General features: G+C 57.6%; 14 protein-coding genes. 3 read left to right on the forward strand and 11 right to left on the reverse strand.

Annotation, left to right across the window (positions count from 1 at the left end; all coding sequences use genetic code 11):
- The first annotated feature begins 56 nt into the window (after window positions 1-56).
- From dmul_RS12490 to dmul_RS12500, 3 genes are all read left to right on the forward strand, one after another.
- The gene (locus dmul_RS12490; protein ID WP_020875770.1) at window positions 57-485 is read left to right on the forward strand and encodes a thioesterase family protein; all 429 of its coding nucleotides are present in this window, start codon (window positions 57-59) and stop codon (window positions 483-485) included.
- 134 nt (window positions 486-619) lie between these two features.
- Complete coding sequence (locus dmul_RS12495) at window positions 620-1,042, forward strand: hypothetical protein (RefSeq protein WP_020875769.1); 423 nt, start codon at window positions 620-622, stop codon at window positions 1,040-1,042.
- 432 nt (window positions 1,043-1,474) lie between these two features.
- Window positions 1,475-2,131 carry a response regulator gene (locus dmul_RS12500; protein WP_020876038.1) on the forward strand — a complete coding sequence of 219 codons (657 nt, stop codon included), beginning with the start codon at window positions 1,475-1,477 and terminating at the stop codon, window positions 2,129-2,131.
- 34 nt (window positions 2,132-2,165) lie between these two features.
- Here the strand turns inward: dmul_RS12500 and dmul_RS12505 are convergent, their stop codons facing one another.
- The 11 genes from dmul_RS12505 to nrfD all read right to left on the reverse strand — a co-directional run bounded on the left by dmul_RS12505 (window position 2,166) and on the right by nrfD (window position 11,925).
- Window positions 2,166-4,508, reverse strand: coding sequence for a heavy metal translocating P-type ATPase (locus tag dmul_RS12505; RefSeq protein ID WP_020876039.1), 2,343 nt, complete (start codon window positions 4,506-4,508; stop codon window positions 2,166-2,168).
- Window positions 4,509-4,648: 140 nt separating this feature from the next.
- Entirely contained in the window at window positions 4,649-5,128 is a 480-nt protein-coding gene (locus tag dmul_RS12510) for a c-type cytochrome (RefSeq protein ID WP_020876040.1), read from the reverse strand.
- A 3-nt stretch (window positions 5,129-5,131) separates the two neighbouring features.
- A complete protein-coding gene (locus dmul_RS12515) occupies window positions 5,132-5,356 on the reverse strand; it encodes a hypothetical protein (RefSeq protein WP_020876041.1) in 225 nt (74 codons plus the stop codon).
- Window positions 5,357-5,632, reverse strand: coding sequence for a hypothetical protein (locus dmul_RS12520; protein WP_020876042.1), 276 nt, complete (start codon window positions 5,630-5,632; stop codon window positions 5,357-5,359). It abuts the gene before it with no gap.
- A 10-nt stretch (window positions 5,633-5,642) separates the two neighbouring features.
- The gene (locus dmul_RS12525; protein WP_020876043.1) at window positions 5,643-5,906 is read right to left on the reverse strand and encodes a cbb3-type cytochrome oxidase assembly protein; all 264 of its coding nucleotides are present in this window, start codon (window positions 5,904-5,906) and stop codon (window positions 5,643-5,645) included.
- 9 nt (window positions 5,907-5,915) lie between these two features.
- Window positions 5,916-6,857, reverse strand: a complete 942-nt coding sequence (locus dmul_RS12530) for a cbb3-type cytochrome c oxidase subunit II (protein ID WP_020876044.1) — start codon at window positions 6,855-6,857, stop codon at window positions 5,916-5,918.
- Complete coding sequence (locus tag dmul_RS12535; protein ID WP_234979201.1) at window positions 6,854-8,242, reverse strand: cbb3-type cytochrome c oxidase subunit I; 1,389 nt, start codon at window positions 8,240-8,242, stop codon at window positions 6,854-6,856. The genes dmul_RS12530 and dmul_RS12535 overlap by 4 nt, the downstream gene beginning before the upstream one ends.
- Before the next feature lie 4 nt (window positions 8,243-8,246).
- On the reverse strand, window positions 8,247-8,798 hold the full coding sequence (locus tag dmul_RS12540) for a cytochrome c3 family protein (protein ID WP_020876046.1): 552 nt from the start codon (window positions 8,796-8,798) through the stop codon (window positions 8,247-8,249).
- The gene (locus dmul_RS12545; protein ID WP_020876047.1) at window positions 8,795-10,003 is read right to left on the reverse strand and encodes a hypothetical protein; all 1,209 of its coding nucleotides are present in this window, start codon (window positions 10,001-10,003) and stop codon (window positions 8,795-8,797) included. Before dmul_RS12545 ends, dmul_RS12540 begins: the two co-directional genes overlap by 4 nt.
- Before the next feature lie 64 nt (window positions 10,004-10,067).
- On the reverse strand, window positions 10,068-10,619 hold the full coding sequence (locus dmul_RS20620) for a DUF3341 domain-containing protein (protein WP_020876048.1): 552 nt from the start codon (window positions 10,617-10,619) through the stop codon (window positions 10,068-10,070).
- Window positions 10,609-11,925 (reverse strand): NrfD/PsrC family molybdoenzyme membrane anchor subunit, encoded by a 1,317-nt coding sequence (gene nrfD, locus dmul_RS12555; protein WP_020876049.1) that lies wholly within the window; start codon window positions 11,923-11,925, stop codon window positions 10,609-10,611. The genes dmul_RS20620 and nrfD overlap by 11 nt, the downstream gene beginning before the upstream one ends.
- Window positions 11,926-11,927 lie beyond the last annotated feature (2 nt).

The raw sequence follows: 11,927 nt of genomic DNA on the forward strand, positions 1-11,927 counted from the left end.
TGTCGTCGATGCCGCTGCATGCCGTCAGGCATCAACCCGACAGGACGGAGGTAGCCATGAAAGAGACGCTCAAGCCCGGTTTGACATTCGAATTTCATTACAAGGTCCCTGAAGACAAAACAGTCCCTCGGCTCTTTCCCGAATTTCCGGAAGGTCAGATCATGCCGAATGTTTTTGCCTCGGGGTACATGATCGGCCTTTTCGAATTCGCCTGCATCAAGGCCGTCAAACCGCATCTGGACTGGCCCGACGAACAGACCGTCGGCATCGGCTTTCAGCTCAACCACACCGCCGCCACGCCGCCGGGATTCACGGTGACCGTCAAGGTGAAGCTGACGGCGGTTGAAGGCAAAAAGCTGACCTTTGCCATCGAAGCCTTTGACGGCATCGACCGGATATCCAGGGGCACGCATGAGCGGTTTGTCATCGATCCGGTGAAATTCAATGCCGCTGTGGCGGAAAAACGCAATAAACACATCTCATGACCCGGATTGAGGGTAACGGCTTTAAAATCGTATCTCCCAAAATCTTTGCTTGATTGGCCGAAAAGAATGTTTACCCTTTCGATGATGCAATAGGGATTCTTTTCACTTCAACCTTCGATGAAAGGGGATGCGTCATGAAAGATTCAGGAAGCTTGCATTTAAAGGTTCAGGAACTCTGTGATTGTTATGCCACCACCGATCCGCTCAAGGAGATGTCCGAACTCCCCCGCGATGCGGACAAGGATGAAGCGGCACTGAAGTGGCTTTCGCTGGCGGCGCTTCACGGGGTAAATAGTAATGCCAAAGAAATCGAGCTGGTTGTCAAGGACGACGGGACGGTCAAGGTCACAGCGGAGTACCGAACCGGGGAATTGCCTTCCCCCGGACCCAACGTCGCCGGGAAAATCATTGAGGCCCTCAAAGGCATCACCCATTTTGAGGAGGGTAAGGGCAAGACACCCCTGGCTTTGGGAATTCGCGACAGCAGCATCGAGCTGCAGATCAAGATGAAACCCAAAGACGGGGGAAACAAGATCTCCATCAAATTCCCGGAATAGGGGCCTCGATCGAAAGGCGACGCGCCCGCCGTTTTTGTTTATCCGTAAGCCTTTCCGGCATCCAGATGCCGCGCCCTGTCGGGTACATCCGTCAATCGTCCTCAGCCCGGACCAGTTCGTCCGGGCCCCATTCCTACGACATCTTCAGAAAATTTGCTCATTTTAGTCTTTTAATATAGCTTCTTAAAGGCTATAATAAAATATCATTCAACTGTTGATTTTCATGATGATGACCGGAAAGAGGCGCCGGGAGGGTACGGTCCGCGCCCCTTCAGCGGTGAGTTTTAGTGCCGCTTAAGCGCCGTGCATTCCGATCAACCTTACGGAAGTCGACAGTCGAGCATTTTTTTTGCGTCTCGATCGGCACGGCAATGGATAGGCGGACAATCGACCGCTTACTGTCGGAATCCCTGCAACGGGTGGAAAGCCTCTATGAACATTTACACCATCATTCTGGCGGATGACCATGTCATCCTGCGCCAGGGCATACGCAAAATCATCGAGGACGAAAACGGACTGAAGGTCATCGACGAGGTCGGAGACGGCCTGGCCTTGCTGAAAACCTTGAAAATCAACACGCCCGACATGGTGATCGTCGATATCTCCATGCCCAGGATCCGGGGTATCGAGGCCGTCAGCGAAATCAAGGCCAATTACCCCAATATCAAAGTGCTGATCCTCAGCATGCACAAATCCAGGCAATATCTGTTACAGGCCGTTTCCGTCGGCGCCGACGGGTATCTGCTGAAGGAAGATACGGACGACGAGCTTTTCACGGCCATCAAAACCATCCGCAAGGGAAAGGTCTATCTGTCCCCCAGTATGACCAGAGGCCTGACGCAAACCTTTATCGACGCCTGCATCAACGGACCGGATGTCAACACCGAGCCGCTGAGTGTCCGGGAAAAAGAGGTCCTCAAAATGGTTGTCGAAGGATATACCTGCAAAGATATATCGGAGCTGCTTCACATCAGCCTGCGGACGGTGCAGCACCATCGCGCCAACATTCATAAAAAACTCAGGATCAAGAAAATGCCGGATCTGGTGAAGTATGCCATGGACAACGGCTACATCTCGATGACGGACTGAGAATGACGCGGCTTTCCGTCTGCGGTCAAAAAACTCAGGTCCTCCGCCGCACCAGAAGAAGCGTGTTGCCGATAACCGTGAGACTGCTGAGCAGCATGGCCGTTACCGCCACCAACGGCGTCAGTATGCCCGCCATGGCGACGGGAATGCTGAGCACATTATAGACGCCCGAGCAGATGAGGTTCTGGAGAATCTTCCGATTGACCTTCACCGCGAGATCAAAAAAGGTCAAAATCCGGCGCGGGTCGCTTTGCATGAGGGTCATGTCGGCCACATCCTTTCCAAGATAAGGACCGGAATGAACAGCCACGGAAAGATACGCCGCCGCCAGCGCCGGCGCATCGTTGATCCCGTCGCCGATCATCGCCGGTTGCATACCTTCCGCCTCGAGCTGCCGGATGAACGCCGCCTTGTCGCCGGGCAGCATGCCGCCGAGGCTTTCATGGATGCCGACGAGACGGCCGACGGCCAAGGCTGTCCGGGATTCGTCCCCCGAGATCAGCGCGACCCGAAAGCCCCGGCGCTGCAATTCCAGAACAGTCGGCTTCGCCCCGGGGCGAATCCGATCTCCAAAGCGCAACACGGCGACAAGACGCCCCCCCCAGGCCAGATACACCCGCGACAAACCGTCGTCCTGCAGGCGCCGGTCGTCATCCCGATTCCCGGCCTCGGGCACGAAATTCAGTGCGCCGATTCGCGCCCTCCGGCCTTGCCATATCCCGGAGACCCCGTTGTCGTGACCCTTCAGGGCCGAAACCGTCGCGGCTGAGATCCTTTCCTCGGCACATTTCCGACGGATCTCCACCGCCAGGTAATGATCGGACGCCTGCTCCAGCCCGGCCGCCAGGGCGAGAGCATCCGCCCGTTGAAACGGCTCGAAGGACACCACCTCCCGCAGCTCGCAACGCCCCTCGGTCAAGGTCCCGGTCTTGTCGAACACCACGGCATCCACTCCACCGGCTTTCTCAAAGCACGAAAACTCCTTCACCAGAATTCCGTTTCTGCCGGCAACGGAGATGCCGGCGACCCTGGCCAGAGGGATTGCGATCCCCAGCGCACAGGGACATGAGATGACCATTACCGTAATGGCCCGGACCATGGCGGTTTCAAATCCCACCCCCCGCATCCACCAGAAGGCACCGGTGGACAGCGCCAGGCCCAGAATCAGCGGGACAAAGACAAAGAGAAGCCGGTCGGTTTTGCCTTCAAAAGCCGTTTTTTCATCGAGGCTGCGCTGGATGATCCGGATAATCCGACCGATGGTCGAATCTTCCCCCACGGCCTCGGTCTTCACCTTGAAAACCCCCCGCGCTACGGTAGTTCCGCTGTGGATGTGGTGTCCCGGCAATTTTCGAATCGGCGCGGCCTCTCCGGTCAGGGAGGCTTCATCCAGAAGGCCCTCCCCCGAAACCACCACGCCGTCGGCGGGAACGATGTCGCCCGCCTCCACAAGAAACATATCCGTCTTCTGGAGCATGTCGACGGAAACATACCGCCCCTTGGGATACAGGTCGCAGATCCGCTTCACCTTTGTGGGTTTCAGTGCGAACAGATTCGCCAGATCCCTGGAAACATGGTTTCTGGCGTTCCGCTCCAGCATCTTGCCCAGAAGTGTCAGGGTGATCAGCATGGACGCCGTGTCGAAATAGAGGTGGATGCTCCCCTGGATCAGGTTATAGACGCTGTAGGCAAAGGCGCTCCCCGAAGCGATACTGATCAGGCTTTCCATGGTGAAAACGGCCGATCGCACCCCCGCCCACGCCTTTTGATGAATACGCCGGCCCCCGTAAAAAAAAGGGACGCTCGCCAATATGAAAACAGGCCATGACAGATAGGTTACGGCGTCTTTGGACAGATCCGTGAAAAATCCCGAATAAAGGGCAAAGGAGAGCATCATCACATTCACGGAAAAGACAGCGGATACGGCAAATCGGTAAATTTCCCGTCGGTGTTCCGATGCACCGCCCTCGTGATCGTCCACGGGCCGGTAGCCGAGTTTCTCGATATGGCGGCGAATCTGGTCGGGCGAGGTGCGTACGGGGTGATATCGGCACTGGAAGGTATCGGTGGAAAAGCGGGTGTCGGGGGAGATAACGCCGGGCAGTTTCTTGAGGGTTTCATCGATGAGCCAGGCGCAGGCGGGGCACCACATCCCCTCCACCCGGAAGGAAAGCCCAAGAAGATCCGCCGCATCTTCGGACAGTTCGGACCCTTTCGAAGCCGTATCCGCCGTTTCCGGTGCATTCGCCGGGGCTGCCGTCGGGTCGTCCCCGGCCTGGGGGATAATCCCCATCCGTCGGCATTCCTTGAACAGTTCGGTTTCCTGAAACGGGATGGGGTCGGCGCCGTCCGATGCGTCTCGGGCCTCCGTCAGCATCCGGAACACCTGCCGGCAGCCTTCGCAACAGAAGAATTGCATTGCTCCCGACACTTCGGCCCGGACAGCGCCCTGCCGCAGGGGCAACCCGCAGAGATCGCACGCGCTCCGGGCGGCCGACGTTGTCGGCTTGTCCGCGGTCAGCGTACGCCCAGGGATCTGACGTAGGCGACGATCTGCCACCGCTCGGGAATGGCGATGGTGGTGGCCAAAGCAGGCTGTCGGCCATCGACAAGCCCATAGCTGACGGTCTTGAAAAGTTCCCCGTCCGTCTGGAACTGGACCCGTTCACTTCTCAAATCGGTCGGCAGGGGCTCGAAACTCTGACCGACGGTGCCGTTGCCGTCATGGTACTTACCGTGACATTGGGCGCAATAGATCTGATACCCCGCCTCACCGGCCGCGAGAACCTCCGGATCCTCAGCCGAAACAGGGGAACGGAGCGCCTTGCCGTCCGTAAGCCGGTAAACGGCCTCGGCATCCGCCAGGGGAACGGTCTGGCCATCCATGACCAACAGCGGGACCTCGTGGGGCTTGACGGCCGGTGTTTCCCACATGCGCCAGTCGTTGCATCCCGTCGCAACCAGCGCGCAGAACAGGGCTAAAATAATCCGGCGCATCCCCTATTCCCCCTCGCTTCCCCGGACATGCTGGGGATTCGGCAGTTTCTCGTAAACGGCATAGGGAGACTCTCCGGGCACGTCTCTGACGGCCCGATACGCCCAGTCCGGCTGTCCCCGGTCCCCCACCATCACGAAAGCGAAGACGCCTTTCGTCAATATGAAGGCCAGAATCAGCGTAATGATCACCCATGATCGAAATTCCGATGTCTCGTAATGTTGTTCCATTCAGATCTTTACCCCCAGTATTCCGGTAAACCAGATATACAGAAATCCCCATATCAGGGTGCCGGCGATGGTCAGCGTCATCGCCAGGGGAAACGGTGCATCCCGGCCCTCGATGCCTCCCGGAAAGCGTTCGATGATCGCCGTTTTTCGCCGTTCCGAATCTTTCCCGCGAAAATGCGTGAATCCCAGAAAAAGCCCGAACACCAGAATAAAGATCAGCGCCGGAAACAGATAGAGCATGACGTGCTGAAAATTCAAGAGTTCATAGAAACGCATGAGACCTCCTCTACCGCCCCGCGACCGTCAGGGCAAAGACAACGACGCTTCCGCTCGTAATCAACCCGGTGACAACGAGAAAAATCAGCACCCCGACTTCGTATCGGCTTGCCCTGGACAGGTGGACGGGGGCAGCGTCTCCGTCATCTTCCAGAGGCAGAAACCGTGCACGATCCTGGTCCCGGAACTGTCCGCTGCCAACCGCCCACAGGAAGACGGGAATGGTGATCAGGAAGCCCAGGACGATGTAGCTGATAAAGTATGGATAATACACGAGTCCTCCTTACGGCACAATGGGTTCGTAGGCGGCGTCGATGCCTCTGGGCGGTGTGTTGGCATCGCTCTGGTTGATAAAATAGACCGCAACGAAATTACCCACATCCCAGATCTTCTCGGATTCCAGTTCTTTTTTGAAGTAGGGCATGGCCGAACCTGCAATCCCGTTCATGATCTGGTAGTAGAGGATACCGCCGGTGACCCCACGATCTTTGAGCAGGGTGAAATTAAGCGGCGGCGGATAGAGGAAGGGCTGTGCCGGTCCCATCCCGTCCCCCACCGGGCCATGACAGCCGATGCAGAAGTCCTGGTAGATCTTGTGTCCGCGGGCCAAACCGGCGGCACTCGTCGGATAGGGATTGGGGATGTTGCGCCACCCTTCGGGGACCTGGGCATGAAGGAACGCCACGTTTTCCACCGGACCGGACTCGTAGGCGGAGATCAGTTTTTCCTTCCATTCCCGCTGACGCGTCATCCGATCGTCCGCCTCCTTGAACCCCAGACTCTGCTTGTAGGTGATCAGCAGATCGATGTTCTTCCGACCCAGATAATCGAATGCGGGCATAATGGAAAGCGGCCGCGTGAAACGGGGGTTCATGAAATGGGCCAGGTGCCAGTCGTCGGGATGTTCCCCGCCCTCCTGGGAAAGATCGGGCCCCGTACGCTGAGAGCCGAGCAGGATCGGATGATCGCCCACATAGTCCCCTGCCTGGGCGATCCGCTCGGCGCCGTGCCCCCAGTCGATGGTGCGGATCGACTGGCTGTGGCAGTAGACGCACCCGTTGGCGATGTACAGCTCCCGACCGGCGGCCTCGATCTCCGAACGGGATCGGAAGATCTCGGAAGGCGTGCGGTCCACCGTGAAGTAAGGGGTGACGATCATGATCAGAACGATGGTCGTCAGTATCGCGACGGAACCGATGAGAACGACTCTTGGGGTCATCTTCATGATGCAGCTTCTCCGGTGTTGAAAAACAGGGTTCTCAGGACGTTATACAGACCGATCAGCGCGCCGGTGAATATCATCACGCCAAGGGAGGCCCGGATGACATAATACACGTGAAGCTCCGGCAGCACCCGGTAGACCGTCTCTCCGTTCAGCCATGCCGTGCCCTGGATCAGCCCCACGATCGTGAGGACCACCGTGAATCCGGTCACGCCGATCAGCACCAGCCAGTACTGCAGATCGGCAAGGAAACGACTGTAGAGCGGTCTGTCGAGAACCTTGGGCAGCACATAGTAAATGCCCCCCAGGGCGATCATCCCTGCGAATCCCAATACGCCGATGTGCGCATGCCCCACCACCCAGTTGTTGAAATGCGTGATCCGCTGGACATCGGGAAGGGCCATCATGGACCCTTGAATGCTCACGAAAAAATACATGATGGTGCCGGTAAACACGAACTTGGCCGAAACGTCCGCATGCACCTCCCCCAAACGGCCCTTGGCCGTGTACCAGATGTTGATCAGAAAGGCCATGACGGGAATGACCATGCCGACGCTGTCGACGATGCCGATGACCTTGAGCCAGGTGGGTACGGGCACCTGGAGCAGATGATGGGTTCCCACATGGGTGTAGACGATGATCAGCGACCAGAACCCCAGAAGAGAGAGGGTGTGACTGTATAGCGGGTTTCGGCAGGCTCTGGGAATGACGTAATAGGCGACCCCCGCCGCCAGCGGCGTCAAAAGGAGCCCGAAGATGTTGTGACCGTAAAACCACAGAATGATGGCGTCGGGGATGCCGGTGAGCGCCCCGGAGGTGGGGCGCCAGATCACGTTGCCCAACGCAAAGGTCAGGCCCGTCAGGACGATCGCCGCATTGGCGTACCAAACCGAGACATACAAGGTTTTTTCCTCCCGGTTTTTGACGGTCATCACAAAATTGTAAAGCACCAGGCCCATGGCGGTCACGATCAGCATGTCCACCGGCCAGATGAATTCCGCGTACTCACGCCCCTGGCTGAAGCCCGCCGACAGGGTGAGGGCGCCCGCCGCCACCATCAGGTTCCACAGACCCGCCGTCAGCATGCCGAGCCGTTCGCTGAAGAGCTCGGTCTTGAGAAGCCGGGGAAGGTAGTAGAAGGCCGCACCGAGAAGCCCCGGAGTAACGAACCCGAAGAGAACCAGATTGACGTGCATGGGTCTGAGCCGGCCGAAAACGAGCCATCCCATGCCCCGTGTAAGATCCGGCGCAATGAGCTCCGTTGCGGCCAGCAGACCGATAAAGGTGGCCACCGCCATCCAGAATGCGGATGTCATGATGAACAGGAGGGACGTCTGATTTTTCTCGGGCAGAATCTTGGAAACCGGAATCATTGCGATCTTCTCCATTCCGTCAGCTGTGACATGCCAGCCAGCAGTCCAGGGGTCCTTGGTTTTGTTGATGGCACTGGATGCAGAAGCCCATTCTGAACCGTTCCCCCTTGATACGATCCATCGTCTCCACCGCACCGTGGCATTCGGCACACGCGAAATCCCGCTTGATGTGCCGCTCATGGTTGAAGAGGACGTGCTCCGGCAGGAAGTTGGCCTTGACCCAGGGTGTCGGGGTATTCGTATCGAAGTACTGGTGTTCCTTCATAATCTGAGGATGGCCGGCAATGATGTAGGAATGGCAGTAGAGGCATTTCTCCACGGGCGGAAGACCGGGGTGGCGGGATCTGGCCACGTAGGGATGGCAGAATTTGCAGTCGATGGCCTTGACCCCGGCATGCAGTCGATGGCTGAAGGGGATCGGCTGTTCCGGCCCGATGTTGGTGGCGGGAGAGGCATAGAACAGAAAGAGGAAGCCTCCCGAGAGGAGCGCGAGACACCCGATCCAGAGGATCGGCATCCGATTCTCCCGGAGCGCGCTCAACATCTTCCGTATCGATTCAATCCATTTCATCTCGTTATCTTTTCTCCGTTATTCAGGAACAGTTCGGGAAACAGCCTCAGAAGGTACGCCACCGCACCGGACAGCAGGCTCAGAAATCCCAGGCTGATCAGGACATCGAAAATCCGGAGCGGCAGGGATTGGGTATCGAACCGCAACGGCGGCCCCACCATGACGAGGTTTTCGAACCAGATGCCGGTAAGCGCCAGAGAAGTGAGAATCAGCATGACAGCGGGCTTCATCTTGACGTTCCGGTTGAGCAACGTAAAAAACGGGATCATGAAGGCGGCCGTGAAGGCGATGATGAACGCCAGTTTCCATGACTGATATTTGAAGCGTTCGATAAGGTAGTGGGTCTCCTCGGGAATGTTGCCGTACCAGATCACCAGGACCTGGGCGTACAGGAAATAGGCCCACATGACGCAAAATGCGAAGAACAGTTTACCGATGTCGTGAAAATGAGCGACATCGATCCGGGTCTCCTCTCCATGGACGAGATAGAGGATCGAAGCCAGAATGATCAGTCCGCCCATCCCGATGTAAAAGGCCTTGATGAAAAAATAGCCGCCGAACAGGGTGGAAATGAAATGCGGATCCATGCTCATGACCCAGTCGACGGAAATCAGCGACAACACCAGTGCATAGGCGATCATGTAAAGGACGGCCAGGGTCGTCATGCGATCCCGGCAGACGGACGGATCCACCGGCCGGACCGGAATACGACCCAACAAGGATCGAAGCCCGCCCGCCCCGCCCAGAGGGATGGTTTTGCACCTGAAGGCATGGTAGACGTAGGCGATGCCCAGGCCATAGAGCACCATCAGGCCCACCAGGTTTCGGGTCATGAGAAACGGCACGTTCAGCCAGACCTCCTTGCCGTGCAGATCCTGTCCCAGCCAGGGGAAGAGATGGGCCCTGCCGAAATAAAGGAGGAAAAACAGAACGAAGGATATCGGAAAAAAAGCCGCAAAGGCCTCCGACAGATTCTGAAGCGCCCCGCTCCACCGGGCCTTGGTGACGTGCATGATCATGGAGAACAGCAAAGCACCCTGGGCGATGGCGGAACAGAAAAGCACATTGACCAGATAAACCTGCCATGCCCTGGCATCTTCCCTGAATCCCAGGAGAATCAGGAAACTGCCAAAGCCCGCGCAAACGAGAATGGTCAGGATGGCCGCAAAAGGCCGTTTCGACAGATGCGTTTGTTGTCGCGTCATACCGCTCCTCTGCATTCGACTGCATGCCAAGTGTTGGTGTTCAATCCGGGAATCCTTTTCCGTCTCAGGTCCGAAGCGCTTCCGCGGTTCGATCGTTGCCCGCCGACACGTCGAAACGGCGGATCTCCGCCCCCAGGTCCGCCAGAAAAGCCGAAAGCGCCTCTTCCTTCCCGGCCTCGCATCCGGCGACGACACCGAAACGATCACCCGAGCACCGGGGATCGTAGATGCCTTTCAGGCTTTTGAATTCGGGAATCCGGGCGTAAATCAGGATGCCCAGGACAGTCCCCAGAATGCCGAAGAGAATGGTCATCTCATAGCCCACGACAAAAAACGGAATCAACGAAACCACCGGCTTGCCGCTCACGATCAGGTTCCACTGCACCGACGAGTAGATGGAGAGTGCATACCCGAAGAAAAAGCCGAAGATCCCTCCGGCGAGGGTGAAGTAGCCGACCCGGCTCTTTTTGAACCTGAGGGCGTGGAGAATCGAATGGCTCGGATAGGGACCGTGAACCCGACAGAGTTCCCACGGCGACGACCTGAGCGCGTCGATCGCCGCCGCCACGCTGCTTTCCTCCTTGAACAGACCCATCACGTATCGGTTAGTGGACATCGGCGTCTCCTGGTTTGAGGGCCTCTTTCATCTCCGTCATGGAGACGGAGGGCATATGTTTCACAAAAAGAATGAAAAGCAGAAAAAACATGCAGAAGGTCCCGAACATGATCCCCAATTCGATGAAGGACGGGCTGTAGAGGCCCCAGGCGTGGGGGATGAAGTCGTGGGCCGGGCCGCCGACGATGATCACGAAACGTTCATACCACATACCGACGTTCACCAGGATGGAGATCGTCATGAGCCATTTCAGGCTGGTACGGACCTTCCTGAAAAAGAAGAAGAGGGGCGCCACGCAGTTGCAGGTGGTCATGATCCAGAATTCCAGGCCGTAATCCCCGAAGATCCGCCATCGAAAGGCTTCCTGCTCCACCGGATTGAAGCTGTACCAGGCAATGAAAATCTCGAAGACATAGGCGTAGGTCACGATAAACCCGGTGAGGATGATGGTCTTGGCCACGTTTTCGAGGACGTCCACGGTGATGAGCGCTTCATAATGGAAGATCCGGCGAAGGGGGATCATCAGGGTGAGCACCATGGCGAGACCCGAATGGATGGCCCCCGCCACGAAATAGGGGGCGAAGATGGTGCTGTGCCAGCCGGGAACGATGCCCAGGCCGAAATCCCACGACACGACGCTGTGGACCGAGATGACCAGGGGGGTCGCCAGGGCCGCGAAGAAAAGATACCCCCGGGCGTAGTGGCGCCATTGCTCGAATTTGCCCGTCCAGCCGAAGGAGAGGACCGTATAGATCTTTTTCCGAAGCCCTTCCGCACGATCCCGGATGGTCGCCAGATCCGGAATCATGCCCGTATACCAGAACAGGGCGCTCACCGTCAGGTAGGTGCTGATGGCGACGATATCGAACATCAGCGGCGAGGTGAAGTTGGGCCAGAGGTTCCGCTGGTTGGGATAGGGCAGCATGTAGTAGACCAGCCAGACGCGCCCCAGGTGAATGAGGGGGAAGAGGCCGGCGGTGCATACGGCGAACACCGTCATGGTTTCCGCGGCCCGGGCGATGGGATTCCGCCATCCGGCCCGGAAAAGGAACAGAATAGCCGAAATCAGGGTCCCGGAATGGGCGATGCCCACCCAGAAGACGAAGTTGATGAGGTATGTCCCCCATGCGACAGGATTGTTCTGCCCGCCGACACCGATGCCCACGTAGATCTGGTAGATCCAGCAACCCAGTCCCATGAGTGCGCCCATGAACAGCAGCGCCGCTATGCCCCAGTAGGACCGGGGGGGCGGGCTCAGCGTATTCAGAACGATGGAATCGACTTTGGCCGGAGTGAGGTTCGACATAG

The organism is Desulfococcus multivorans (assembly GCF_001854245.1).
Lineage (GTDB): Bacteria > Desulfobacterota > Desulfobacteria > Desulfobacterales > Desulfococcaceae > Desulfococcus > Desulfococcus multivorans.